Raw genomic sequence first — 25,882 nt, 5'->3', positions numbered from 1 at the left:
TGAGCGGTCTACTCGACTACCGCGTTTTCACCGGGTCTCAGCCCTTGGCCATCGCCCGGCCGCGCCGGTAGAGGACGCTACCGCCGAGCACAAGCCCGGCAGCACCGGCGGCGGCCGCAGCGAGGAGCGCCGGGTCGGCCCCGGTGTCCGCGAGATGCGCCGAGGCCACGGGCGCGACGACCCGGGCGTCGGGTCGCGCGGGAACGGCGTGCCGCGCGTGCCGCGGGGTGTCGTGCACGGGGGGTGCGTGGTGCACCGGGGGTGCCTGGTGGACGGGGGGCGCCGCGTGCACGGGGGGTGCGTGGTGCACGGGGGGCGCCTGGTGCACCGGAGGTGCGTGGTGCACGGGCGGGGCCTCGTGGACCGGGGGAAGGTGCCGCTCCGGAGGCGCGTGGTGCGCCTCGTGCCCGGGCGGGCAGTGGTGGGGCGGCACGTGATGCGCGTGGTGTGCGTGGTGCGCGGGGGGTGCGTCGTGCACCCGGGGCGTCGCGTGCGTCGGGGGTGCTTCGTGCATCGGGGGTGCCTGGTGCACGGGGGGCGCGTGGTGCACCGAGGGTGCCTGGTGGGCCGGCGGGACCTCATGCGTCGGGGGTGCCTGGTGCATGGGGGGCGCCTGGTGCACCGGGGGTACGTGGTGTGCGGGCGGGGCCGCGTGGTGGGCGGGCGGTGCCTGGTGAACCGGCGGAGCCGCATGGTGCGCGGGCGGAGCCTGGTGAACCGGCGGAGCCGCATGGTGTGCGGGCGGAACCTGATGGACCGGCGGGGCCGCGTGGTGGACCGGCGGGGCCGCGTGGCGCGTCGGGGGGACGTGCCGGGGCGGGGCCGAGCGGTGGGGCTCGTGCGTGGCCGGGTTGGTGGCGCAGTGGTTGCCGAAGGTCGGGTTGAGCAGACCCACCACGCTCACCGAGTTCCCGCACGCCTGCACGGGCACATCGACCGGCGCGGCCGCGGAGTTGCCGGACACCACGCCCGGCGAGCCGCTGGTCACGGAGTGCGCCTGGCTGCCGCCCGCATGGTGCTCGGGAGCGTGCGCGGCGGCGTACTCCCGCGCGTAGAAGTCGCCGTAGTCGTGGGACGGGGCCCCGGGGCGCCCGGCGTCCTCGCCCGCGTGGTCGGCCATGTATGCGGCGTCGTCGTCCGCGCGCTCGCCGGACGACGAGACCGTGGCGCAGTTGTTCCCGAAGGACGGGTTGAGCGCTCCGACCGGGTTCACCGAGTTTCCGCACGCCTGGACCGGGACTTCCACGGGTGCCGAGATCGTGTTCCCCGAAAGGACACCTGGCGAGCCCACGCTCTCGGCATCGGCACCGGCGGCCTGAGCACAGTTCGCGCTCATCGAAAGGACGCTCGTGGCTGCCACGGCAGTGAACAGGGTCTTACTGATGACCTGGCGCAATGGACTGTCTTCCGTCGCGGAGAAAAGTGGGAGAAACCGGCTTTGGGGCGTGCGGTGGGCACGCCCCAAAGTCGGAGTGGAGAGTCCTGGTGCTACGTCACTTGTTGATGCAGGTGTTGCCGAACGCGGGGTTCAGCAGACCGATGACGTTGACGGTGTTGCCGCAGATGTTGACCGGGATGTGGATCGGGATCTGCACCACGTTGCCGGACAGGACGCCCGGGCTGCCGACAGCGGCACCCTGGGCGCCCGCGTCGGCGAACGCCGGGGCGGCACCGCCCGCGGCGAGGACAAAACCGGTCAGAACCGTAGCAGCCTTCATGTACTTCACGTGGATTTCCTTCCCTCAGTCAAAAAGTCACGCAACAAGTCGTTGCACACGGCGCGTTGCCAGAGCTTTCGCCCAAGGAGCCGCTGACGACTTGATAACGATTGATTCCGGCAAAGGAAACCGAAGCGGAACCGTACTGCCGTTTTCCTCACCCAAATGACAGGAGAAACGGCTGTTCGCGCCACGCCCTCGACCGTCGTGCGATGTGTGCCACAAGAACTCGGGCCGCCGCGGCCCCCAACAGAGGACCGCGACGGCCCGAGCGGCGGCAGGGCCTCAGCTGCCGGAGGCGCCGTTGCCGGAGAGCACCGGGATGTCGTCCAGGATGTGCGACAGCGCCTCGTCGCGCTTGGCCTGGGTGGAGTTCTCGGTGCACTGCTGGGTCTGCGGCGAGGACAGGATCGGGATGTCCTGGACGCCGACGTTGACCAGGGCGACGATGTTCTGGATGTCCGCCTTGAGCGGGAGGCCGATGCACGGCTTGTTCAGGGAGCCCTGGACCAGCGAGAGCTGCGGGCTCATGTCGCCTTCGGTCTTCGAGTTGCCGAAGGCCTGCTTCGCGCCGTTGCCGCTGAGCGACGTCGTACCGGTGTCGTTGCCGATGGCCATGGCCTGGGGGGCCAGCATGGCGGAGGCGCCGACAATCGAAACGGCGGCAGCAGACGCGGCCATAACCTTCTTGAGCATGGTCTTCCCTTTTCTTGGTGGAGAGCACGTGCAGTACCGCGCCCCTATCCACTGCGCCGTACTACTGCCTGGTCAACTTCGCCGAACTGGTTTGGTTCCGCCACATCACCCGAACGGTTCTCAAGGGGGACGAAGAATGCCGGACACCACGCCGAAGACGCTCCCGTCAGATCTCCATATAATCTCAATCCAAAAAGCCGCAGAGACGTGTTCGGCCCTATTTTCGTACGGCCGAAAGAGTGAAGAGAAGAAACCGATCCGCCGTCTGGACTGTTGGGCAGGAGGCTCCGTCTGGGGCATCCACCAGAAAGGGACCAGCGTGATCAAGAAGGCTATGGCGGCGGCAGCCGTCGGCGTGTCCGTGATCGGCGCGTCCGCGGCGATGGCGCCGCAGGCGATGGCGATCGGCAACGACAGCGGGACCACGACGGTCAGCGGCAACAACGCGTTGCAGTCGTACGGGAACTCCGCCACGTACGGCAACATGAGCCCGCAGATCGCGCTGATCCAGGGTTCCTTCAACAAGCCCTGCATCGCCCTGCCGGCCAAGGCCAACATCCAGAACATCCTCGCCCTGGTGAACGTGGGGATCCAGGACATCCCGGTCCTGTCCTCGCCGCAGACTCAGCAGTGCACCGAGAACTCCACCCAGGCCAAGGGCGACGAGGCGCTGTCGCACATCCTGAGCAACATCCCGATCCTCTCCGGCAACGGCGCCTCGCACAGCTGAAATCAGCGATTTCAGGACGGCCGGGCCGCTGTCAATCCCTTCGGGGGTCCGACGCCCTGATGTCCTGGCCGGATCGCCGGCACACTCCGACGATCCGGCCTTTTCGCGCCCAGCACCCCGAGCGGTGACGAAGCGCCTTTTCAGTCCGGCCAGTTCAGTCCGGCCAGTTCAATCAGGCCAGTTCAGTCCGGCCAGCGGAAACCATTGACAAGCGCATTCCACTCCCAGTCGGGCCGGCCCGGCACCGTACGCCTTTCCGCGGCCCAGGAACGCACCAGGTCCGCGTAGACGGGTTCGGCTTCCGCCTCGCTCTCGAATCGTCGACGGGTGATCGGGATGAAAGTCTGCCGGCGCCAGGCGCCCTGCGTCTCAGTCATGTTTCCTCACCATCGGTCCGTGGTCACGTCCTCATTACCACGGTCCGGGCGGAGTTGATTCCGCAATGCTCTGTCCGGGGGACAGAGCGCAACCAAAAGAGATTCTTACCGTTTCTCTACACAGATCCCCGTCAGTGGAATCAGACCAACAGGAGTAGACATGCAGAAGTTGTGGTCGGCCGCAGCCGTCGCCGCAGCCGTTTCCGGTGTCGCGATGATGGCCGCGCCGCAGGCGATGGCCATCGGCAACGACAGCGGTACGACGTCGCTCAGCGGCAACGGTGCCGAGCAGGCCTTCGGCAACTCGAAGACCGACGGCGACATGAGCCCCCAGATGACCCTGGTCCAGGGCTCGCTGAACAAGCTGTGTGTCGGCCTGCCGGCCAAGGCGGACATCCAGAACATCGTCGCCCTGGTCAACGTCGGCGTCCAGGACATCCCGGTCCTGTCCTCGCCGCAGACCCAGCAGTGCACCGAGAACTCCACCCAGGCCAAGCGCGACGAGGCGCTGTCGCACATCCTGGACGACATCCCGGTGCTCTCCGGCAACGGTGCCGACGGCAGCTGATCAACCGGTCGACGGCCGGTCCCGGGTCACCCGGGGCCGGCCGTTTTCGTGCGCCCGCTCCGGCGGCGGCGCACTCAGCGCAGCGCCTCGTCGAGGAGGACCGCCCACTGGGCCACGACGCGTTCGCGGCGGGCCGCGTCGTCGGTGAGCAGGTTGGCGAGGCCAAGGCCCCGGGCCATGTCGAGAAGGCCCTGCACCGTCTCGCGAACGCCCGGCACCGACTCGTCGGCGCCGAGGAGTTCCACCGCGATGCGATGCGATTCGCGGCCCACCTTCGCCTCCAACTCGATGACGCGAGCGTGCAGTTGGGGCTCGTTGGCGGCGGCGACCCACAGGTGCAGTGCGGCCCGGAACAGCGGACCGGTGTAGAGGCCGACGAGGGCGGACACCACGTGTCGACGGTCGCTGCGGTCCAGGGCCCGCAGCGCGAACGAACGCTGTTCGGCGACGTACTCGACAGCGGCGGTGAACAGGTCCTCGCGGGTCGGGAAGTGGTGCTGGGCGGCGCCGCGCGAGACCCCGGCCCGCTCGGCCACCACGGACACCGTCGAGCCCGCCCAGCCGTGTTCGGCCAGGCAGGCCACGGCGGCCTCCAGGAGACGCTGCCGGGTGGCCCGGCTGCGGTCCTGCTTCGGGGTCTTCGGTGGGGTCACAACACCCATGCGGGGTCCCGTCGTTCGAGGAAGGCCGTCACTCCCTCCCGCGCCTCGGCGGAGGCGAAGAGGGACGCCGAGCGGGCGGTCAGCTCCTTCGACCAGCGGTCGAAGGTCTCCGACACGGTAGCCGTGAGCAGTGCCTTCGACGCGGCCAGGCCCTCGGGTGAGGATCTGCGCAGCCCGTCGAGGACGGGTTGGAGCGCGCTGTCGACGTCGTCGGCGGCCAGCGTGACGAGCCCGGTGCGGGCTGCCTCCGCCGCGTCGAAGCGTTCGCCGGTGAGGTAGTAGCGGCTCGCGGCGCGCGGGTCCATGCGGGGCAGTACCGGCATGGAGATCACGGCGGGCGCGAGACCGAGCCGGACTTCCGTGAACGCGTACGACGAGGCGGGGCCCGCCACCGCGATGTCGCAGGCCGCGAGGAGGCCGAGGCCGCCCGCGCGGACATGGCCGGTGACCCGCGCCACCACCGGTTTGGGGAGCGCGACCACGGCGCGCATCAGGGCCACGAAGGCGCCCGGGTCGGCCGGCGCCTTCAGGTCGGCGCCCGCGCAGAACGTGGTGCCGGTGTGGGTGAGCACGACGGCGCGTACGTCCCGGTCGCCGGCGCACCGGGCGAGGGCCGCGCCCAGTTCGGACACGAGGGGCGCCGAGAGCGCGTTGCGATTGGCGGGCGCGTCAAGGGTGAGGGTGGCGATGCCCCGCTCGTGGGTGGTTTTCACGACGCTCACGTCCGGTCCTTCCGTCGGCGCCTTCATCGGCCGGGGCCGCTCTGGTGGTTCATGTCCGGTCCTTCTCTCGGAGCCGCAGTTCCCGGCGCAGGATCTTGCCGGACACGGCCCGGGGCACGGCGTCGATGAACTCCACGCGGCGGATCTTCTTGTACGGGGCGACGCGTTCGGCGACGTGGGCCATCACCTCGTCCGCGTCGAGGTCCGCCGCCCCCGGCCCACGTACGACGAAGGCCTTGGGCACCTCGTTGCCGTCGGTGTCGGGCACGCCGATGACGGCCGCGTCCGCGATGGCGGGGTGGGTGAGGAGGAGGGCTTCCAGGTCGGCGGGGGCGACCTGGAAGCCCTTGTACTTGATGAGTTCCTTGACCCGGTCGACGACGTACAGCCAGCCGTCGCCGTCCACCCGGCCGACGTCGCCGGTGTGCACCCAGCCCGCCGGGTCGATCAACGCGGCGGTGGCCTCGGGCCGGCCGAGGTAGCCCTTCATGACCTGGGGGCCCCGGATCGCGATCTCGCCCTCCTCGCCGGGTTCGGCGTCGCGGCCCGGGTCGTCCAGGCGCAGGATGCGCATCTCGGTGGACGGCAGGAGTCTGCCGACCGCGCCGGGCGGCGGGTCCTCGGTGGCCAGCGGCACGATGTGGGTGGCGGGTGACAGCTCCGTCATGCCGTACCCCTGGCGTATCGGCGGCAGGCCGAGCCGGTCCGAACAGGCCTGCGCCAGGCGGGGGTCGAGGGGGGCGGCCGCGCTGACGATGTACTCGATGCTGGAGAGGTCGTACCGGTCGACCGCCGGGTGTTTCGCCAGGGCGAGCACGATGGGCGGGGCGACGTACAGGCCGGTGATGCGGTGCCGCTCGATGGCGCGCAGGAACGGGTCGAGGTCGAAGCGCGCCAGCACCACGACGGTGGCGCCGGCTTGCAGGGGCGCGTTCAGCAGGGCGGTCATGCCGTAGATGTGGAAGAAGGGCAGCACCGCGAGGATGCGGTCGCCGGGCACCATCGGGACCAGGGGGTGGAGCTGGGCCAGGTTGGTGGCGATGTTGCGGTGGGTCAGCATGACGCCTTTGGGGGCGCCGGTGGTGCCGGACGAGTACGGCAGTACGGCGATGTCCTGGGCGGGGTCGATGGGGACGGCGGGCACGGGCGTCTCGGGGGCGTCGCTCAGCAGGTCGTGGACGATGGAGCGGTGCCCTTCGGCCCGGTCGCAGACGAGGATCTCCTGGATGGTGCCGGCCAGGTCGGCGGCCCGGCGGGCGGTGTCCAGGAGGGGGGAGACGGTGACGATCCAGCGGGCGCGGGAGTCCGCGAGCTGTTTGGCGAACTCCTCGGCGGTGCACATCGGGTGGACGGTGGTGACGGCCGCCCCGGCTCGGCTCGCCCCGTAGAACACCACGGGGTAGAGGACCGAGTTGGGGCTGTGCAGGGCGAGTACGTCCCCTTTGCGCAGCCCGCTCGCGATCAGCGCGGCCGCCAACGCGCGGTGCCGGACGTCGAGTTGGGCGTAGGTCGTGGTTCCGGACGCGTCGGGGTCGTCGGCGTCGATGAGGGCGACGGCGTCGGGGTGGAGGGCGGCGGAGCGGGCGAGCACCGCCTCGTGGATGGGCTCGTCGACCACGGGCACGTCGGCGTACTCACTGCGGTGGACGCGGGGCCCTTGGGGAGCGGGAACGGCGGGGGAGTTCATGGCGGGTCTCCAGTCACGGCTAGTACGACTTGGGAAGGCCCAGGGACTGGTGCGACACATAGTTGAGGATCATTTCGCGGCTCACCGGCGCGATCCTGGCGACCCGGGCGGCCGTGATGAGCGGGGCCAGGCCGTACTCGCGGGTCAGGCCGTTGCCGCCGAGGGTGTGCACGGCCTGGTCGACGGCCTTGACGCAGGCCTCGGCCGCCGCGTACTTCGCCATGTTGGCGGCCTCGCCCGCGCCGATGTCGTCGCCCGCGTCGTAGAGCGCTGCGGCCTTCTGCATCATCAGACGGGCCAGTTCGAGCTCGATGTGGGCCTGGGCGAGGGGGTGGGCGATGGCCTGGTGGCCGCCGATGGGGAGCTTCCACACCTGGCGGGTCGTGGCGTAGTCGACGGCCCGGGCGAGCGCGTAGCGGCCCATGCCGATCGCGAAAGCCGCCGTCATGATCCGCTCGGGGTTGAGGCCGGCGAACAGTTGGAGCAGTCCCGCGTCCTCGTCGCCGACGAGGGAGTCGGCGGGCAGCCGCACGTCGTCCAGGACGAGCTCGAACTGTTTCTCCGCCGCCTGGAGTTCCATGTCGATTCCGGTCCGCTCGAAGCCCGGGGTGTCGCGCGGGACGATGAACAGACAGGGCTTGAGGCCTGCCGGGCGGCCCGTCGCGTCGTCGGGCGCGGACCGGGTGCGGCCGACGATGAGGGTCGCGTCCGCTATGTCCACGCCGGAGATGAAGACCTTGCGGCCGGTGAGGATCCAGTCGTCGCCGTCGCGCCGGGCGGTGGTGGTGATGCGGTGCGAGTTGGATCCGGCGTCGGGCTCGGTGATGCCGAACGCCATGGTGAGCGAGCCGTCGGCGAGCCCCGGCAGCCAGGTGCGGCGCTGCTCCTCGGTGCCGAAGCGGGCGATGACCGTGCCGCAGATGGCGGGCGAGACCACCATCATCAGAAGCGGACAGCCGGCCGCCCCCAACTCCTCCAGGACGATGGAGAGTTCGGCCATGCCGCCGCCCCCGCCGCCGTACTCCTCGGGCAGGTTGACGCCGAGGTAGCCGAGCTTGGCCGCCTCCGACCACAGAGCGGCGCGGTCGAATCCGCGTCCGTGCCGGGCGCCCAGCGCGGCGACGGCGGCCCGTAGGTCCTTGTTCTCCTGGCTTTCGATGACACCGGTCATGCTTCCTCGGCCTCCGATGCGACTACGGCGAGCAGGGCACCGACCTCGACCTGGCGTCCGGGGGCGGCGTGGAGCGCGGTGAGCGTGCCGGAGGCGGGAGCGCTGATGCGGTGCTCCATCTTCATGGCCTCCAGCCAGAGCAGCGGCTGCCCCGCGTGGACGCGGCAGCCTTCCTCGACCCCGTCGGCGACCCGCGCCACCACCCCCGGCATGGGGGCGAGCAGCGAGCCGGGCGCGACGAGGTCGCTGGGGTCGGTGAAGCGGGGGTGGGCGGTGAGGGCGTGACACCCCGACGCGGTGTCGACGTAAACGACGCCGTCCCCGTACCGGGACACGCCGAACTCCCGTATCAGGCCGCCCACTTCGAGGCGTACGCGATCGGGTGTGGCGCAGTCGAGGCGCACCCCGGGGTGGCCGTCGGCCTCGAGTCCTTGGCGGGCGAGGCGGTAGCGGACCTCGTGCTCGCCGTACCGCTTGACCTGCGGCTGCGAGGGTACGTTGCGCCAGCCGCCGCCGAACCGCCCGGCCCGGGAGGCAGCGTCGGCGAGCGCGGCTGCGAGGGCGGCGTGGGCTGCGCCGGGCAGGGGCGCGGTGACGTCGGCGAGGTTGCGGTCGTAGAAGCCGGTGTCGAGGCGGGGGCCCTGAGGGCCCTGGTACGCGCTGGCGGAATCGCTGTCCAGGTGGTCGGGGCCGTCGGTGAAGTCGGGGTGGCGCAGGGAGCGTACGAGCAGGTCGCGATTGGTGGCCGGTCCGTGGACGCGGGCGCGTTCGAGGGCGTGGGCCAGCTTGCGGGCGGCTTCGGCGCGCGTCGCGCCGTGGACGACGACCTTGGCGATCATGGGGTCGTAGTGGACGCCGATGGTGTCGCCGTCCGCGTACCCGGCATCCAACCGGGCTCCGTCAAAGGCCAGTTGGTGGATGGTGCCGGTCTGCGGGGCCCAGCCGTTGGCCGGGTCCTCGGCGTACAGCCGGGCCTCGATGGCGTGGCCCCGTGGGGCCGGCGGCGACGGCGGAAGGGCATCGCCCTCGGCGACACGCAGTTGCAGTGCGACGAGATCGAGGCCGAACACCGCCTCCGTGACGGGGTGTTCGACCTGGAGGCGGGTGTTCATCTCAAGGAAGTGGGCCTTGGCACCCGCGACCAGGAACTCGACGGTGCCCGCGCCCCGATAGTCGGTGGCCTTCACGGCCCGTACCGCCAGGGCGTACAACTCATCGACCATCTCGGGGCGCAGACCGGGCGCCGGGGCCTCCTCGATGACCTTCTGGTGGCGGCGCTGGAGCGAGCAGTCGCGGGTGCCCAGCACCCAGACCGTGCCATGGGCGTCGGCGAGGATCTGCACCTCGACATGGCGCCCGCCCTCGACATACGGCTCGACGAACACATCCCCGTCACCGAAGGCACCGAGCGCCTCCGCGCGCGCGGCCGTCAACTGGGCTTCCAGGTCGGCGAGTTGGCGCACCACTCGCATTCCCCGGCCGCCGCCGCCCGCCGATGCCTTGATGAGCAGGGGAAGGTCGCGCTCGGTGACGTCCGCGAGGTTCAGAGGGGGCAGGCCCATGAGTTCCTTGGCGCGGGTCTTGGAGGCCATGGCCTCGATGGCGTCGGGCGGCGGGCCGATCCAGGTGAGCCCGGCGCCGGCCACCGCCCGCGCGAAATCGGCGTTCTCGGAGAGGAAGCCGTAGCCCGGGTGCACGGCGTCGGCGCCCGAGGCGAGGGCCGCCGCCACGAGGAGGTCACCGCGCAGATACGTCTCGGCGGGCGTGGCCCCCGGCAGCCGTACGGCCGTGTCCGCCTCCCGTACGTGCAGGGCGCCCGCGTCGGCGTCCGAGAACACGGCGACCGTGGCGATGCCCAGCTCACGGCAGGTGCGAAAGACCCGGCAGGCGATCTCGCCCCGGTTGGCGACGAGTACGGACTTGATCATGGCCCTCACATCCGGAAGATGCCGAAGCCGCCACGGGCGCCTTCGACGGGGGCGGTGTGGATCGCCGACAGGCACAGCCCGAGGACGGTCCGGGTGTCGCGCGGGTCGATGACCCCGTCGTCGTAGAGCCGCCCGGACAGGAACATCGGCAGCGACTCGGCCTCGATCTGCTGCTCCACCATGGCGCGCAGCCCGGCGTCCGCCTCGTCGTCGTACGGCTGCCCCTTGGCCTGCGCGGAGGCGCGCGCCACGATCGACAGGACGCCGGCGAGCTGCTGGGGGCCCATGACGGCGGACTTCGCGCTCGGCCAGGCGAACAGGAAGCGCGGATCGTAGGCGCGGCCGCACATGCCGTAGTGGCCGGCTCCGTAGGACGCGCCGAGCAGCACGGAGAGATGCGGAACACGGGAGTTGGACACCGCGTTGATCATCATCGCGCCGTGCTTGATGATGCCGCCCTGCTCGTACTCCTTGCCGACCATGTACCCGGTGGTGTTGTGGAGGAAGAGGAGCGGGATGTCGCGCTGGTTGGCGAGCTGGATGAACTGCGCGGCCTTCTGCGACTCGGCCGAGAACAGCACGCCCTGGGCGTTGGCGAGGATGCCGACGGGGTAGCCGTGCAGTTCGGCCCACCCCGTCACCAGGCTCGTCCCGTACAACGGCTTGAACTCGTCGAACTCCGAACCGTCGACGACGCGGGCGATGACCTCGCGGGGGTCGAAGGGCGTCTTGAGGTCCTCCGGCACGATGCCGAGCAGCTCCTCCTCGTCGTACTTGGGCGGCTCGACGGGCCGTACCGGATCGGGGTGCGCCTTGCGGTGGTTGAGGCGGGCCACGATGCGCCGGGCCTGACGGATCGCGTCCTGCTCGTCGACGGCGAAGTGGTCGGCGAGCCCGGAGGTTCGGGCGTGCATCTCCGCACCGCCGAGCGACTCGTCGTCGCTCTCCTCGCCGGTCGCCATCTTGACCAGCGGCGGCCCCCCGAGGAACACCTTCGAACGCTCCTTGATCATCACGGTGTGGTCCGACATGCCCGGGACGTACGCCCCGCCGGCCGTGGAGTTGCCGAAGACCACGGCGATGGTGGGGATGCCGGCGGCGGACAGCCGGGTGATGTCCCGGAAGATCGCGCCACCCGGAATGAAGATCTCCTTCTGGGAGGGCAGATCGGCGCCGCCCGACTCGACGAGGCTGATGCACGGGAGGCGGTTGGTGTACGCGATCTCGTTGGCGCGCAGGGCCTTCTTGAGCGTCCAGGGGTTGGAGGCGCCGCCGCGCACGGTGGGGTCGTTGGCGGTGACCAGGCACTCGACGCCCTCCACGGTGCCGATGCCGGTGACCATCGAGGCGCCCACGGGGTAGTCGCTGCCCCAGGCCGCCAGCGGGGACAGCTCCAGGAAGGGGGTGTCCGGGTCGAGCAGCAGCTCGATGCGCTCGCGGGGGAGCAGTTTGCCTCGTCGCCGGTGGCGGGCGGTGTACTTCTCCCCGCCCCCGGCGAGAGCCTTGGCGTGCTCGGCCTCCAGATCGGCGAGTTTGCTGCGCATGGCGGTGGAGGCGGTGCGGTGTTCGGGGGTGGTGGGGTCGAGGGTGGTGCGGAGGGTGGGCATGGGGCTCCTGTTTCTGCCTGGGGGTGGGTGGGCGGGGGCGCCTGCGGCGGGCGGCTTCCCCACCCCGCCCCTTCCCGAGACCCTCCGGGGGTGTGAGTGGGCTGAGGTGACGTCCTCCTGGGGCTCCGCCCCAGACCCCGTTCGCGCCTAAAGGGCGCTCGTCCCTCGCGAGAAGCGACCACGACCCGCAGGATCGAGAGGGTTTAGGGGCGCGGGGAACTGCGCGCCCAGCCACCCACGGCCCGCAGCCGAAAGCGGGTTTCTTGGGGGCGCGGGGAACTGCGCAGGGCCGGGTGCGTGGGCTGGGGGGTGGCGATCCCCCGGAGGGTCTCGGGAAGGGGCGGGGTGGGGAAAACTCACCCCAACAAATCCACCGGCACCGCCACCACCCGACTCCGCAACCACTCCCCCACCCCCTTCCCCTGAGGATCGAACCGCGCCCGCGAAGCCACCCCCTCCCCCAACAACCCCTCCACCACGAAATTCAGCGCCCAAAGGTTGGGCAGAACATGCCGGACAACAACCAACCCCCCCACCTCCGGCAGCAGTTGACGAAAACAGTCGACGGTCACCGCATGCACCAGCCACGCCCACACCCCCTCCGACCGCGCCCAAACCCCCACATTCACATCCCCCCCTTTGTCCCCACTCCGCGCCCCCACCACGGCCCCCAACGGCACCTGCCGCGTCGGCCCCGAGGCAACAACGGGGGGCAGCGGGGGCAGCGAGGCCGCAGAAGACACAGAAGCCACAGAAGACAGATCGGGTTCCGAAAGGGGCCCGACACCCTTCCGGACCCCCCCGCGCGGCGCCGCCGGGATCGACTGCCGCGCGCCGGACGGAAGCACCGCCACCTGCTCAACCGCCCCCGCATCGACATACGCCGCCGAGAACACCCCGTACGGCGCCCCCTTCGACGGCGGCGCCGTCACATGGAAACCGGGGTAGCTGGAGAGGGCGAGCTCGACGGCCGCGCCACTCACCACCCGCCCCACCGCCTCGGGATCCGCATCCCGTACGACCAGCCGCAGCAGCGCACTCGCGCACTCCTCGGTCGACGCGTCGGCCCGGTCGGTGCGGGACAGTTCCCAACTGACGTGCGCCGGGCGGCACTTGGCGCGTGCGAAGGCGTCCGCGACCTGCTCCCGCACCAGCTCCGCCTTCTCCTCCACATCGAGCCCGGTCAGCACGAACACGACCTCGTTGCGCCACCCCCCGATGCGGCTGATCCCCACCTTGAGCGTCGGCGGCGGCGCCTCGCCCCGCACCCCGCTGATGCGCACCCGGTCCGGCCCGTCCGGGTCGAGCCGTACCGTGTCGAGCCGCGCGGTGACGTCGGGCCCGGCGTACCGCGCCCCGGACGTCTCGTACAGGAGCTGCGCGGTGACCGTCCCGGTGTCGACCACCCCGCCGGTGCCGGGATGCTTGGTGATGACGCTGGTGCCGTCGGCGTGGATCTCGGCGAGGGGGAAGCCGGGCCGGACGAGGTCGCGGCGCGCGAACTCGGTGAAGAAGGAGTAGTTCCCGCCGGTGGCCTGGGCGCCGCACTCCAGCACGTGCCCCGCGACCACCGCGCCCGCGAGCGCGTCGTACTCCTCGGGCCCCCAGTCGAACCACCACGCCGCGGGCCCGGTGACCAGGGCGGCGTCCGTGACCCGCCCCGTGACGACGATGTCCGCGCCGGCGCGCAGACAGGCCGCGATCCCGGCGCCGCCGAGGTAGGCGTTGGCGGTGAGCGCGCCCTCGGGCAGGGGCAGGGCGTCCCCCTCCACATGGGCGACCCGTACGGGAACGTCCAGCCGTGCGCTCAACTCCCTTACAGCGTCCGCCAGTCCGGCCGGGTTGAGGCCGCCGGCGTTGGCGACGATCCGCACCCCGCGCTCCCGGGCAAGCCCGAGGCACTCCTCCAATTGCCGCAGGAACGTCTTGGCGTACCCGAGCCGCGGGTCGCGCAGCCGGTCGCGGCCGAGGATGAGCAGGGTGAGTTCGGCGAGGTAGTCGCCGGTGAGGACGTCGAGGGGGCCGCCGGTGAGCATCTCCCGCATGGCGTCGAACCGGTCACCGTAGAACCCGGAGGCGTTCCCGATCCGCAGAGGACGTACGACCCGCGCCTCCCTCTCCCTCCCCCGCTCCCCCTCGTCACCTATGCGCCCGCCCCGGTCCATCAGGCGTCGCCGCCGTCGGATACGGGGTTCGAGGACGAGCGGGGCGGGCGACCGGGGCCCGCGGGGCCGGCGAAGGCCTGGGCGATGTCGAGCCAGCGGTCGGCGTCGGCGCCCTCGGCCGTCACGGCCGTGTCGTCGCGGTGCAGCCGCTGGGTGACCAACAGACAGAAGTCCAACGCGGGCCCGGTAACGCGCTGTTGCGCATCAGCGGGCCCAAAAGCCCAGGTCCCGGGGCCACCCTCACCATCCTCGCCCTCACCGCCGGGCGCGGTCAACTCCACCCGGAACTCCTCGGCTGGCGGCTCCAACCCCCGTACCGCGAAAGCGTAGTTACGGGCTCGGATGCCGATGCGGGCGACATGGCGGAGCCGGTCGGTCGGCTTGCGGGTACGGCCCAGCGCGTCGAAGACGTCCTGGCCGTGCGCCCAGGTCTCCATCAGGCGCCCGGTGGCCATGGACGCGGCGGACATGGGCGGCCCGTACCAGGGAAACCGCGCCCCGGCGGGCGCGGCCCGCAGCGCCTCTTGGAGTTGTACGCGGCTGTCCCGCCACCACGAGAGCAGCTCGGCGGGCGGGAGCAGGGCCCCCGCCTCGGCGCCGTCGTCCACGAAGGTGTCCGGCGACGCGGCGGCCTTGTCGACCTCCGCCGCGAAGGCGTCGGGGTCGGTGACGGAGAGCAGGGCCGCGGTGTCGGTCCACGCGAGGTGGGCGACCTGGTGGGCGATGGTCCAGCCGGGCGCGGCGGTCGGCGTGGCCCACTGGGCCGGGCTCAACTCACCGATGAGGACGTCCAGTTCGCCGCCTTCGGCGAGCAGATCATCAAGGACAACGAGAACGGCGTCGGTAGGACCGGCCGGTTCAGACACGGTGCGCTCCCCTCCGGGACAGCGGGCGTGCCCCGGAGCATGGCAGCCCGCCCCGAAACAAGCAAGCGTGCTTGCATTTATTGTCGCGGGTTACCTATGCAACAGCCTTGGTTTGGACGGAGGTTGGCCGGAACGGTGCCCGGGCCGGGGCGCCCTTGCCGGGTCCGAGGGGGCGAGGGGCGCAGCCCCCAGGGGGGTCCGAGGGGCGCAGCCCCCCAGCGGGTCTGGGGCGCAGCCCCAGGGGGGTCCGAGGGGCGCAGCCCCTCAGCGGGTCTGGGGCGCAGCCCCAGAGGGGTCCGAGGGGCGCAGCCCCTCAGCGGGTCTGGGCGCAGCCCCAGGGAGCCGAGCCCTCCAACCCCCCGCACGGGCGGGCGGTTGGGCAAGCGCCCTCGGGGTCTGGGGCGCAGCCCCAGGGAGCCGAGCCCTCCAACCCCCCGCACGGGCGGGCGGTTGGGCAAGCGCCCTCGGGGTCTGGGGCGCAGCCCCAGGGGCCGGGCCTTCCAACCCCTTTTACGGGCGGGCGGGTGGGCAAGCGCCCTCGGGGTCTGGGGCGGAGCCCCAGGGGTCGAGCCCTCCAACCCCTTTTACGGGCGGGCGGGTGGGCAAGCACGCTGGGGGTCTGGGGCGCAGCCCCAGGGAGCCGAACCCTCCCACCCCCGCACGGGATGGCGGGTGGGCAAACACCCTCCGCCCAGGGAGCCACCCCGCCCCACCCCCACGACCTACCCGATCCCCCCCACCTGAGTCCGCACCGCCCCCATACTCGCCCCGATCACCAACCCGATCGCCACCGCCTGGAACCAGGACAGCGCCTGGCCCAGGACGAGGAACCCGGCCGTCGCCGCGATCGCCGGCTCCAGGCTCATCAGGATCGCGAAGGTGGACGCGGGCAGGCGGCGCAGGGCCAGGAGCTCCAGGGTGTAGGGCAGGACGGAGGACAGCAGCGCCACGGCCGCGCCCAGCGCCATCGTGGAGGGGACCACCAGCGTGGCGCCCGCCTGCGCGATGCCGATCGGCAGGAACAGCACCGCCGCCACCGCCATCGCGAGGGCCAGCCCGTCGGCCTGGGGGAACCTGCGCCCCGTACGCGCGCTGAACAGGATGTACACCGCCCAGCACGCCCCCGCCCCCAGCGCATACGCCACCCCGACCAGGTCGATGCCGCCGAACCCGCCCCCGCCGAGGAGGGCGACTCCCGCGAGGGCGAGCGTGGCCCACAACGCGTTGACCAGGCGCCGGGACGCGAGCACGGAGAGCGCCAGCGGGCCGAGCACCTCAAGGGTGACGGCGACGCCGAGCGGGATGCGGTCGACGGCCTGGTAGAACAGCCCGTTCATGCCGGCCATGGCCACGCCGAACGCGACCACCGTTCCCCAGTCCGCCCGCGAGTGCCCGCGCAGTTTCGGCCGGCAGATCAGCAGGAGCACGAGCGCCGCCGCGACGAGCCGCAGCGTGACGACCCCGGCCGCCCCCGCCCTCGGCATCAGCGTCACCGCCACGGCGGCCCCGAACTGCACCGACATGCCGGCCGTCACCACCAGCGCCACCGGACCGAACGCCGCCCGACGCCCGCCGCGGCCCGGGCCGCCGCCCAGCGCGCCGACGGCCTCCGGTACGGCGACGGCGGCCGCCGCGACCGGCTCCGCCGCGCCCGCGCCCTTGACCGAATTCACCGGCGTTCACCTCAATCAGCCCGTCGGACCAGTGGCCCCGACAGCCCTCGCAACGTTCAATAGATTGGACTTACACATCCAGCATTGTGCACCAAACCCCACTCCGCAAGGCATTTCCCAGGAAGCGGCGACAGACAGCGCGCCAGGCCGCGCCAGGCGGGCCATGGACGCCGACCAGCCGCCACAAGCGGAAGGGCGCACTCCGAACACTCCCTCCAATGTAAGCGGCCACGACCCCCCTTACTCCTCACCGCTTACTCCTCACCGCCCAGGCCCTCCGCCAGCACCTCCGCCAGATGCCTGGCCCGGCGGCCCGCCAGCTGCGCCAGCTGCGTACGACAGGAGTAGCCGTCGGCCAGGACTTCCGTGCCGGGTGCGGCGGCCCGTACCGCAGGGAGCAGCTGGTCCTCCGCGCAGGCCAGCGACACCTCCCAGTGGCCGCGCTCGAAGCCGAAGTTCCCGGCGAGACCGCAGCACCCGCCGCTGAGCTCACCCGTCAGACCGGCCTTCTCGCGCAGCCGGCGCTCGGCGGCGTCACCGAGCACCGCATGCTGGTGGCAGTGGGTCTGTCCGACCACGGGACGGTCCAGGCGCGGCGGGGTCCAGTCCGGGGCGCACTCCTCCAGCGCCTCGGCGAAGGTACGGACCGACGCGGCGAGGCGCGCCGCGCGCGGGTCGTCCGGGAGCAGCTCCGGCAGATCCGTGCGCAGGGTGGCCGCGCAGCTCGGTTCGAGTACGACCACGGGACGGTCCGCCTCGGCCAGACAGGGCTCCATCACCTCCAGGGTGTGGCGCAGCACCACCTTCGCGCGGTCCAACTGTCCGGTGGACACATAGGTGAGAGCGCAGCAGACCCGGCCCGCCGGAAGCCCGACCTCGATCCCGGCGTCCGCCAGCACCTTCAGCGCGTCCCAACCCACCTGCGGGGAAAGGTGGTTGGTGAAGGTGTCCGGCCAGAGGATCACCGCCGCCCCGTCCAGCTCCCCCCGCCCGCGCCCCCCTCCAAGCCCGCGCACCCCTCCCGGCCCGCGCACCCCCTCCAGCCCTCCCCGCCCGCGCACCGCGCGCACCCCGCGCAGAAACGTCGTCGGCGCCAGCGGCGGAATCGTGCGTTCCGGGGCGATGCCCGCGAGCCGCTTCGCGAGGGCCGCTAGGAGGCGCAGCCGGGTCGCCGCGTTCAGCGGGCGGGCCAGCGGCGCGGTCGCCCGCAGCCACTCGGGGAGCCGGCCCAGGGCGTAGTGGGAGGCGGGACGGCGGCGTCCCCGGTAGTGGTGGTGCAGGAACTCCGCCTTGTACGTGGCCATGTCCACGCCGACCGGGCAGTCACTGCGACAGCCCTTGCAGGACAGACACAGATCGAGCGCGTCCCGCACCTCGCGCGAGCGCCACCCGTCCGTGACCACCTCGCCCGCCAGCATCTCGTGCAACAGCCGCGCCCGTCCCCGCGTGGAGTGCTCCTCCTCTCCGGTGACCCGGAAGGACGGACACATGACAGATGACGAACTTCCTTCTGCCGTACGGCATTTGGCGACGCCCACGCATCGGCGTACCGCCGCCGAGAAGTCGCCGCCGTCCTGCGGGTAGCCGAACTCCACGTCCACCGGCCGCTTCGGCAGCACCTCGAAGCGCAGGTTCTCGTCGAGCCGGGCCGGCCGGGCCAGGATGGCGGGGTTGAGCAGACCGTCCGGGTCCCACACGTCCTTGAACTCCCCGAAGAGCGCCACCAGTTCGGGCCCGTACATCTTCGGGAGCAGTTCCGCGCGGGCCTGCCCGTCGCCGTGTTCACCGCTGAGCGAGCCGCCGTGGGCGACCACCAGCTCGGCGAGCTCCTCGGAGAACGAGCGGAAACGTCCCACCCCGGCGGGGGTGAGCAGGTCGAAGTCGATGCGGACATGGATGCACCCGTCGCCGAAGTGTCCGTACGGGGTGCCGCGCAGGCCGTGCGAGGTGAGGAGCGAGCGGAACTCCCGCAGGTACGCGCCGAGCCGGACGGGCGGCACGGCGCAGTCCTCCCAGCCGGGCCACGCCTCGGTGCCGTCGGGAATCCGGGTCGCGGTGCCCGCCGCGTCCTCGCGGATCCGCCACAGCGCGCGCATCGCGCCCGGCTCGGTCACCACGCGGGTGTCGAGCGCGCCGCCCGCCCGCGCCAACTCGCCCGCCCGCGACCGGGCTTCGCCCTCCGTCGCCCCGCCGGCCTCGACGAACAGCCAGGCCCCGCCGCGCGGCAACCCGGCCGCTCCCGCTCCTCGTACCCTTACGAGATCGGCGGCCATGCCCTCGACGGTCAGCGGGCGGTACGGGAGCAGGCCCGCCGCCGCCTCGGCCGCCTCGCTCTCGTCGACATAGCCGAGGACGGCCAGGGCGCGTGCCGCCGGCGACTCCACCAGGCGTACGGTCGCCTCGGTGACCACCCCCAGCGTGCCCTCGCTGCCGCAGAACGCCCGTGCCAGATCGGCGCCGCGCTCGGGGAGCAGGGCGTCCATCGCATAGCCGGAGATGCGGCGCGGAAGGTCCTGGGGGTAACCGGTGCGCAGCGCTGACAGATGACGGATGACGAAATCGCGTAGACCAACAGGCGATGTCGAGTTCTGCCATCCCTGTGACAGACGGTGACGTTCGCCCCGCGCGCTGACGACCGTCAGATCACGGATGTTGTCCGCCGTCGTCCCCCAGGCCACCGAATGCGCCCCGCACGCGTTGTTGCCGATCATCCCGCCGAGCGTGCAACGACTGTGGGTCGAGGGGTCCGGGCCGAAGGTCAGCCTATGCGGGGCGACCGCCTCCCGCAGGACATCGAGGACAACTCCCGGCTGCACCACGGCGGTTCGGGCCTCCGCGTCCACCGACACGAGGGAGCGCATGAAGCGGGTCAAGTCGAGCACGATCCCGGTGCCGGTGGCCTGGCCCGCGATCGAGGTGCCTCCGCCGCGCGGCACCACCGGCACCCCGTACGTCCGGCAGACGGCGAGGACCGCCGCCACGTCGTCGGCGTCGCGCGGGGCGACCACCCCCAGCGGCACCCGGCGGTAGTTGGAGGCGTCCATCGTCGTCAGGGCGCGTGCGGTGACCCCGAGATCCACCCGCCCCCGCACCACTCGCGTCAGAGCGTGCGCCAGCTCCGGCACCAACTCCCGTACGGGCTCGCCCTTCCGGTCGCTCTCCCGCTCTCGTCCCGCTCCCGAGCCCCGCGCGCCATCTGCCATGGGCTCAGGATGCCCTGGTCCCGGCGGCCCGTGGGCTCGATGGGGCACCCTTCGGCGCGTGTCCTGAAACAGCGGGGATGACCTGAATGTGATGCGTCAACGGTCCCAATGTGCAGGAATGTTCACCAAGAACTATCCAAATCGATCACCAACTCTCCTATAGTTGCCCCTCGTTCCCCGCGAACAGGAACACGACCTTCCACCCCCGCGCACGACCCTCCCTTCGCCCGCCATAAGCGCTGTAAGGCATTGATCATGACGGCGTCGCCCTCCCCTATCCGCCCCTCCGCTCTGGCCCTGTTGATCACCGCGGTGGTCACCGGCGCGTTCTGCACGGTGGCGGTGGTCTCGGCCGCGCCCGGCTCCCGTGCCGTACTCGGCTGGAGCCTCGGCATCGCGGCGGTGCTGCTCAGCGCCGGCGCGTACGCCATGACCCACACCGTGCTGCGCAATCGCGTCCTGCGCGCCCGGCTCACCGCCCTCACCGCGCAGATCGACGCCCAGGAGGCCAACGCCGCCCGGCGCAGCGCCGACGCGGTACGCCTCGACGCGGCCCACGCCGCCGAGCGCAAGGCGCTGATCGCCGCCCACGCCGCCGAACTGCGCCGCGCCGAGTCGGCCCGTGCGGCGGCGCTCGCGGCCACCGCCAACGCGGCCGGCCGGATGCAGGCGCTCGCCACCGGCATGCTCGCCGACCTGCGCGAGATGGAGCACCGGCACGCCGACGAGGACGTGCTCGGCGATCTGCTCCACCTCGACCACCGCACCGCGCAGGCGGGCCGCCTCGCGGACTCCATCGCCGTGCTGACCGGGGCGCGTTCGGGCCGCCGCTGGGCCAGGCCCATCGTCATGGAGTCCATCCTGCGCGGCGCCATGGGACGCATCGGCGGCTACCAGCGGGTGCGGCTCCACTCCACCAGTGACGCGGCCGTCGCCGGGCACGCCGCCGAGGGCGTCATGCACGCCCTGGCCGAACTCCTCGACAACGCGGCGAACTTCTCGCCGCCGACCGCCGAGGTCCATGTGTACGTGGAGGAAGTCCCCGCCGGGGTCATCATCACGGTCGAGGACAGCGGGCTGGTCATGAGCGAGGTGCAGCAGCGCCGCGCCGAGCAGGCCGTGTCCGGACGCTCCTCGGACCTCGCCGGGCTCTCCGGTACCCGGCTCGGCCTCGCGGTCGTCGGCCGGCTGGCCCGCAAGCACGGTCTGATGGTGTCGTTCCGGCCCTCCGCGCGCGGCGGCACCGGCGCGCTGATGCTGCTCCCGCACGAGCTCATCACCCACGTCACCCCGACGAACACCGTGGACCCGGTCACGCCCGCCGCCCTCGATCTGCCGCAGGACCTGGCACAGGACTTGGCGCAGGACTTGGCGCAGAACCCGAAGGCCGCCCCCGAACCGGAGGCCGCCCCCAAACCAGTGGCCGCCCCCGAACCGGAGGCCGTCCCCAAACCGAAGGCCGTCCCCGAACCGGAGGCCGCCCACGCGACGGCCGCCGAGCCCGCCAGTGAAACCAGTGGCGAGTTCCCGCAGTTCGGCGAGAGCGGGCTGCCCAAGCGCAAGCGCGGCCGGGCCCTTGCCGCCGCCCATCCCGAGGGTCCCGACGCCCCGGCGGCCCCGGCCCGCGCCTCGACCGCGGCATCGGACGCGGCCGCCCGCTTCAGCAGCTTCCGCCAGGCCGTACGCGCGAACTCCCCCACCCCGGAAGGCAACTCCGAATGACCGGCACCACCACCGACGAGAAGCTCAACTGGCTCCTGGAGAACCTGCTCCAGCGCACCCCGGGGGCCCGCCACGCCCTCGTGCTGTCCCGCGACGGCCTCAAGCTGTGCCGTACGCCGGAGCTCTCCGTCGACCAGGCCGACCAGCTGGCCGCGATCGCCGCGGGCATCCAGAGCCTGTCGCACGGGGCGTCCATGGAGTTCGGCGACGGAAGCGGCGGGGTGCGCTCCGCGATGGCCGAGTTCTACGGCGGCATCCTGTTCATCGTGGAGGCCGGTGAGGGCGCCCACCTCGCGGTGGTCGCCGCCGAGGACGCGGACGCGGGTCTGGTGGGCCACAACATGTCCGAGCTGGTGGAGCAGCTCGGCGAATACCTCAGCGCCGAGCCGCGGGCATGAGCAGGCCGGGCCGGGACGACTCGCCGGACCGGCTCTACACCCTCACCGGCGGCCGCAGCCGCTCCGGTTCGGACGCCTTCGACCTGGTCACCCTGGTGGTCACGGAGTCGGACCCGACGCCCGGCATGCAGTCCGAGCACGTCGCGATCCTGCGCATGTGCCGCTTCCCGACCGCGGTCGTGGAGATCGCCGCCGAGCTGGCGCTGCCCGTCACGGTGGTCCGCATCCTCCTCGCCGACCTGCACGACACCGGCCGCATCAGCGCCCGCCACCCGCGCTCCGCCCACCGCCTTCCCGACCCCGACATCCTGGAGCAGGTGCTCGTTGGCCTCCGAAATCTCTGAACGGCCCGCCCTCGCGGGGACCGCGGACAACGGCCTGAAAATCGTCGTCGTCGGTGGTTTCGGCGTCGGAAAGACGACCATGGTGCGCTCGGTCAGCGAGATACGTCCGCTGAACACCGAGGAGACCATGACCAAGGCGGGCGAGGCGGTGGACGACCTCGACGGCGTCCGCACGAAGACGGCCACCACGGTCGCCTTCGACTTCGGCCGCATCACCCTGGACGCGCGCAACGTCCTGTACCTGTTCGGGGCGCCCGGCCAGGAGCGGTTCTGGTTCCTGTGGGACCGGTTGTTCGCGGGCACGCTGGGCGCGGTCGTCCTGGTCGACACCCGGCGGCTCGCGGACTCCTGGTACGCCATCGACCGCCTGGAGCACCACGGCACGCCCTTCGTCGTGGCCTGCAACGACTTCGGCGGGCCCCCGCACACCGAGGCGCAGGTCCGCGAGGCGCTCGACCTGCCGCCCGAGGTGCCGCTGCTGCGCTGCGACGCCCGCTCCCGTGAGTCCAGCAAGTCCGTCCTGATCGCCCTCGTGGAACATCTCGCACGCCTTCAGAAGGCCCCGGAGCTCATACCGTGACGTGCCCCATCCCAGCCCCCGTCCCGCTGAGCGGCCCCCGGTTCCAGACCGAGCCGAACGAGCTGTACCGCGACATGCGGCGCGACCACGGTGCCGTGGCGCCCGTCGTCCTGGACGGCGACGTACCGGCCTGGCTGGTGCTCGGCTACCGCGAACTGCACCAGGTCACCAGTGATCCGGCGCTGTTCTCGCGCGATTCCGACCTGTGGAACCAGTGGGACCGCATCCCCGCCGACTGGCCGCTGCTGCCGATGATCGGCCGCAAGCAGCCGTCGATCCTGTACACGGTCGGCGAGCGCCACCGCGAGCGGGCCGCGATGGTCTCGGACGCCCTGGAGGCGGTCGACCCCTTCGAACTGCGCCGCCACGCCGAGCGGTTCGCGGACGAGCTGATCGACGCGGTGTGCGGCGCGGGCAGCGCCGACATCGTCGGCCAGTACGCGATGCTCCTGCCGGTACGCGTCCTGGCCCGGCTCTACGGGTTCGCCGACGAGCAGGGTCCCGGCCTGGTCACCGCCATGAACGACATGATCAACGGCCGTGAGGGCGCCCTGGAGGGGCAGCGTCATCTCGCCGAGTCGATGTACGCGCTGCTCACCGCCAAGCAGGTCGAGCCCGGTGAGGACGTGGCGTCCCGGATGCTCGCCAACCCGTACGGCTTCACCGTCGAGGAGGTCGGCCAGGACCTGATGGTGATGATGGCCGCCGGCCACCAGCCCACCGCGGACTGGATCGGCAACTCGCTGCGCCTGATGCTGACCGACGACCGGTTCGCGGCCTCGCTCGCGGGCGGCCGGCACAGCGTCGGCGAGGCCATGAACGAGGTGCTGTGGGAGGACACCCCCACCCAGAACGTGGCGGGCCGCTGGGCCTCCCGCGACACCCACCTCGGCGGCCGGCACATCCGCTCCGGCGACCTGCTCCTGCTCGGCCTGGCCGCGGCCAACGCCGACCCCCAGATACGTACCGACGTGGGCGCGTTGACCGGCGGCAACAGTGCCTTCTTCTCGTTCGGGCACGGCGAGCACCGCTGCCCTTTCCCCGCCCAGGAAGTCGCCGAGGTCATCGCGCGCACCGGGATCGAGGTGCTGCTCGACCGGCTGCCCGACGTCGATCTCGCGGCGTCCGCCGGGCAGTTGACGCGCCGCCCCTCGCCGTGGCTGCGCGGTCTGTCCGAGCTTCCCGTGACCTTCACTCCCACTCCCGCCCTTGGAGCAGCCAGATGAGCAGCCGGCCGAGCAACCCGACGCACCCGACGAGCAGACCGTCGCAGTGCCCCGTGGACCACAGCGGTGCCATCACCCTCGACCCGTTCGTGTCCGACCTCGACGCCGAGAGCGCGGCGCTGCGCGCGGCCGGACCGCTGGCGCGCGTCGTGCTGCCCGGCGGGGTGGCGTGCTACGCGGTGACGCACCACGCGGAGGCCCGTCAGCTCCTGACCGACCCGCGTCTGGTCAAGGACATCGACGTGTGGGGCGCCTGGCGGCGCGGTGAGATCCCGCTGGACTGGCCGCTGATCGGGCTCGCCAACCCGGGGCGCTCGATGCTGACCGTCGACGGCGAGGAGCACCGCCGCCTTCGCACCCTGGTCGCGCAGGCGCTCACCGTGCGCCGGGTGGAGCGGCTGCGGGCGGGCATCGAGGCGCTGACGGAGTCGATGCTTGACCGGCTCGCCGCGCTCCCCGCGGGTGAAGTGGTGGACCTGAAGGCCGAGTTCGCCTACCCGCTGCCCATGAACGTGGTCAGCGAGCTGATGGGTGTGGACGCGGCCGACCACCCGCGTCTGAAGGCCCTGTTCGAGAAGTTCTTCTCCACCCAGACGCCGCCGGAGGAGGTGCCGCGGATGATGGCGGACCTGGGCGAGCTGTTCGGGCGGATCGTCGAGTCCAAGCGGCGCGAGCCGGGCGACGACCTGACGAGCGCGCTGCTGGCCGCGTCCGAGGACGGCGACCACCTCACCACGGAGGAGATCACCAACACCCTCCAGCTGATGATCGCGGCGGGCCACGAGACCACGATCAGCCTCATCGTGAACGCGGTGGTGGCCCTGGAGACCCATCCCGAGCAGCGCGAGCTGGTGCTGGAGGGGGCGGTGCCGTGGGAGAACGTGATCGAGGAGACCCTGCGCTGGTCGACGCCCACCTCGCACGTCCTGTTCCGGTTCGCGACGGAAGACGTGCCGGTGGGCGACCGCGTCCTTCCGGCGGGCGAGGCGCTCATCGTGTCCTTCGGCGCGATCGGCCGCGATGCGGGGCAGCACGGGGACACGGCGGGTGCCTTCGACGTCACCCGCGCGCCGAACCGGCACATCTCCTTCGGGCACGGGCCGCACGTCTGCCCCGGGGCGGCGCTGTCCCGCCTGGAGGCGGGGGTGGCGCTTCCCGCGCTGTACGCCCGGTTCCCCTCCCTGACCCTGGCCGTCCCGGCGGACGCCCTCCACAACAAGCCGATCGTCACCCAGAACGACCTCTTCGACCTCCCGGTCCACCTGACCTAACCCCCGCCCGGGCCGCGGGGAACCACCCACGCAGTTCCCCGCGCCCCCGAAAACCCGCTTTCGCCTGCGGGCCGTGCGTGGCTGGTCGCGCAGTTCCCCGCGCCCCTAAACCCTCTCGACCCTGCGGACCGTGCCCGCTTCTCGCGCAGTTCCCCGCGCCCCTGAAAACCCGCTTTCGCCTGCGGGCCGTGCGTGGCTGGTCGCGCAGTTCCCCGCGCCCCTAAACCCTCTCGACCCTGCGGACCGTGCCCGCTTCTCGCGCAGTTCCCCGCGCCCCTTAAATGCTCGGCGCTGGCCAGCACCTCAGCCCGTCCGGCGATTGAGGACGAGCGCCCTTAAGGCGCGAACGGGGTCTGGGGCAGAGCCCCAGGAAGGCCCGGGCCAACCAACCCCCTGCACGGGCGGGCGGGTGGGCAAGAGGCCTCGGGGTCTGGGGCGGAGCCCCAGGAAGGCCCGGGCCATCCAACCCGCTGCACGGGCGGGTGGGTGGGCAAAGGGGCTCGGGGGCTGGGGCGGAGCCCCGGGGGGTAGCTGGGGGCCGGGGCGTCTCACCCGGCGGACCCGGGAG

General features: G+C 72.0%; 22 protein-coding genes. 8 read left to right on the top strand and 14 right to left on the bottom strand.

Annotated elements, in window-relative coordinates; genetic code table 11:
* Positions 1-37: 37 nt before the first annotated feature.
* The 3 genes from DWB77_RS39310 to DWB77_RS21420 all read right to left on the bottom strand — a co-directional run bounded on the left by DWB77_RS39310 (position 38) and on the right by DWB77_RS21420 (position 2,414).
* Positions 38-1,336 carry a chaplin family protein gene (locus DWB77_RS39310; protein WP_174248597.1) on the bottom strand — a complete coding sequence of 433 codons (1,299 nt, stop codon included), beginning with the start codon at positions 1,334-1,336 and terminating at the stop codon, positions 38-40.
* A gap of 157 nt (positions 1,337-1,493) precedes the next feature.
* Positions 1,494-1,718, bottom strand: coding sequence for a chaplin (locus DWB77_RS21425; RefSeq protein ID WP_120728068.1), 225 nt, complete (start codon positions 1,716-1,718; stop codon positions 1,494-1,496).
* A 285-nt stretch (positions 1,719-2,003) separates the two neighbouring features.
* Positions 2,004-2,414 (bottom strand): rodlin, encoded by a 411-nt coding sequence (locus tag DWB77_RS21420; RefSeq protein ID WP_120722783.1) that lies wholly within the window; start codon positions 2,412-2,414, stop codon positions 2,004-2,006.
* Between the two features lie 319 nt (positions 2,415-2,733).
* Between DWB77_RS21420 and DWB77_RS21415 the strand changes: the two genes are divergently transcribed.
* Positions 2,734-3,144, top strand: coding sequence for a rodlin (locus DWB77_RS21415; RefSeq protein WP_120722782.1), 411 nt, complete (start codon positions 2,734-2,736; stop codon positions 3,142-3,144).
* 182 nt (positions 3,145-3,326) lie between these two features.
* Here DWB77_RS21415 and DWB77_RS21410 read toward each other — a convergent pair whose 3' ends face one another.
* The gene (locus DWB77_RS21410; protein ID WP_120722781.1) at positions 3,327-3,521 is read right to left on the bottom strand and encodes a hypothetical protein; all 195 of its coding nucleotides are present in this window, start codon (positions 3,519-3,521) and stop codon (positions 3,327-3,329) included.
* A 160-nt stretch (positions 3,522-3,681) separates the two neighbouring features.
* Here DWB77_RS21410 and DWB77_RS21405 point away from each other — a divergent pair, with 160 nt between their 5' ends.
* Positions 3,682-4,089, top strand: coding sequence for a rodlin (locus DWB77_RS21405; RefSeq protein ID WP_120722780.1), 408 nt, complete (start codon positions 3,682-3,684; stop codon positions 4,087-4,089).
* Positions 4,090-4,163: 74 nt separating this feature from the next.
* Here the strand turns inward: DWB77_RS21405 and DWB77_RS21400 are convergent, their stop codons facing one another.
* The 10 genes from DWB77_RS21400 to DWB77_RS21355 form a co-directional block, all read right to left on the bottom strand.
* Complete coding sequence (locus tag DWB77_RS21400) at positions 4,164-4,751, bottom strand: TetR/AcrR family transcriptional regulator (RefSeq protein WP_120722779.1); 588 nt, start codon at positions 4,749-4,751, stop codon at positions 4,164-4,166.
* On the bottom strand, positions 4,739-5,473 hold the full coding sequence (locus tag DWB77_RS21395) for an enoyl-CoA hydratase family protein (RefSeq protein WP_174248596.1): 735 nt from the start codon (positions 5,471-5,473) through the stop codon (positions 4,739-4,741). Before DWB77_RS21395 ends, DWB77_RS21400 begins: the two co-directional genes overlap by 13 nt.
* Before the next feature lie 49 nt (positions 5,474-5,522).
* Complete coding sequence (locus DWB77_RS21390) at positions 5,523-7,160, bottom strand: 4-coumarate--CoA ligase family protein (protein ID WP_246033597.1); 1,638 nt, start codon at positions 7,158-7,160, stop codon at positions 5,523-5,525.
* Positions 7,161-7,179: 19 nt separating this feature from the next.
* Positions 7,180-8,331 carry an acyl-CoA dehydrogenase family protein gene (locus tag DWB77_RS21385; protein ID WP_120722776.1) on the bottom strand — a complete coding sequence of 384 codons (1,152 nt, stop codon included), beginning with the start codon at positions 8,329-8,331 and terminating at the stop codon, positions 7,180-7,182.
* Positions 8,328-10,259, bottom strand: coding sequence for an acetyl/propionyl/methylcrotonyl-CoA carboxylase subunit alpha (locus tag DWB77_RS21380; RefSeq protein ID WP_120722775.1), 1,932 nt, complete (start codon positions 10,257-10,259; stop codon positions 8,328-8,330). Before DWB77_RS21380 ends, DWB77_RS21385 begins: the two co-directional genes overlap by 4 nt.
* A 5-nt stretch (positions 10,260-10,264) precedes the next feature.
* Positions 10,265-11,866 (bottom strand): acyl-CoA carboxylase subunit beta, encoded by a 1,602-nt coding sequence (locus DWB77_RS21375; RefSeq protein WP_120722774.1) that lies wholly within the window; start codon positions 11,864-11,866, stop codon positions 10,265-10,267.
* 356 nt (positions 11,867-12,222) lie between these two features.
* Positions 12,223-13,911 carry an acyclic terpene utilization AtuA family protein gene (locus DWB77_RS21370; protein WP_246033596.1) on the bottom strand — a complete coding sequence of 563 codons (1,689 nt, stop codon included), beginning with the start codon at positions 13,909-13,911 and terminating at the stop codon, positions 12,223-12,225.
* A 119-nt stretch (positions 13,912-14,030) separates the two neighbouring features.
* Entirely contained in the window at positions 14,031-14,897 is an 867-nt protein-coding gene (locus tag DWB77_RS21365; protein WP_120722772.1) for a TIGR03084 family metal-binding protein, read from the bottom strand.
* 722 nt (positions 14,898-15,619) lie between these two features.
* The gene (locus DWB77_RS21360; RefSeq protein ID WP_120722771.1) at positions 15,620-16,570 is read right to left on the bottom strand and encodes an EamA family transporter; all 951 of its coding nucleotides are present in this window, start codon (positions 16,568-16,570) and stop codon (positions 15,620-15,622) included.
* A 254-nt stretch (positions 16,571-16,824) separates the two neighbouring features.
* Positions 16,825-19,773, bottom strand: a complete 2,949-nt coding sequence (locus DWB77_RS21355; RefSeq protein ID WP_120722770.1) for an FAD-binding and (Fe-S)-binding domain-containing protein — start codon at positions 19,771-19,773, stop codon at positions 16,825-16,827.
* Positions 19,774-20,028: 255 nt separating this feature from the next.
* On the opposite strand from DWB77_RS21355, the gene DWB77_RS21350 reads away from it, so the two are divergent.
* From DWB77_RS21350 to DWB77_RS21325, 6 genes are read left to right on the top strand one after another with little or no spacing between them, the layout of a single operon-like run.
* Positions 20,029-21,495, top strand: coding sequence for an ATP-binding protein (locus DWB77_RS21350; RefSeq protein WP_120722769.1), 1,467 nt, complete (start codon positions 20,029-20,031; stop codon positions 21,493-21,495).
* Positions 21,492-21,893 carry a roadblock/LC7 domain-containing protein gene (locus tag DWB77_RS21345; RefSeq protein WP_100573913.1) on the top strand — a complete coding sequence of 134 codons (402 nt, stop codon included), beginning with the start codon at positions 21,492-21,494 and terminating at the stop codon, positions 21,891-21,893. Before DWB77_RS21350 ends, DWB77_RS21345 begins: the two co-directional genes overlap by 4 nt.
* Positions 21,890-22,237, top strand: a complete 348-nt coding sequence (locus DWB77_RS21340; RefSeq protein WP_120722768.1) for a DUF742 domain-containing protein — start codon at positions 21,890-21,892, stop codon at positions 22,235-22,237. The genes DWB77_RS21345 and DWB77_RS21340 overlap by 4 nt, the downstream gene beginning before the upstream one ends.
* A complete protein-coding gene (locus DWB77_RS21335) occupies positions 22,218-22,817 on the top strand; it encodes a GTP-binding protein (RefSeq protein WP_120722767.1) in 600 nt (199 codons plus the stop codon). Before DWB77_RS21340 ends, DWB77_RS21335 begins: the two co-directional genes overlap by 20 nt.
* Entirely contained in the window at positions 22,814-24,043 is a 1,230-nt protein-coding gene (locus tag DWB77_RS21330) for a cytochrome P450 (protein WP_120722766.1), read from the top strand. The genes DWB77_RS21335 and DWB77_RS21330 overlap by 4 nt, the downstream gene beginning before the upstream one ends.
* A complete protein-coding gene (locus DWB77_RS21325; RefSeq protein WP_120722765.1) occupies positions 24,040-25,314 on the top strand; it encodes a cytochrome P450 family protein in 1,275 nt (424 codons plus the stop codon). The genes DWB77_RS21330 and DWB77_RS21325 overlap by 4 nt, the downstream gene beginning before the upstream one ends.
* Positions 25,315-25,882: the final 568 nt, after the last annotated feature.

Origin of the sequence: Streptomyces hundungensis (assembly GCF_003627815.1) — a bacterium.
In the GTDB taxonomy this organism is placed as follows: domain Bacteria; phylum Actinomycetota; class Actinomycetes; order Streptomycetales; family Streptomycetaceae; genus Streptomyces; species Streptomyces hundungensis_A.
The sequence above is the reverse complement of the archived record's forward strand: the minus strand, read 5'-3'. Positions and strand labels throughout refer to the sequence as shown.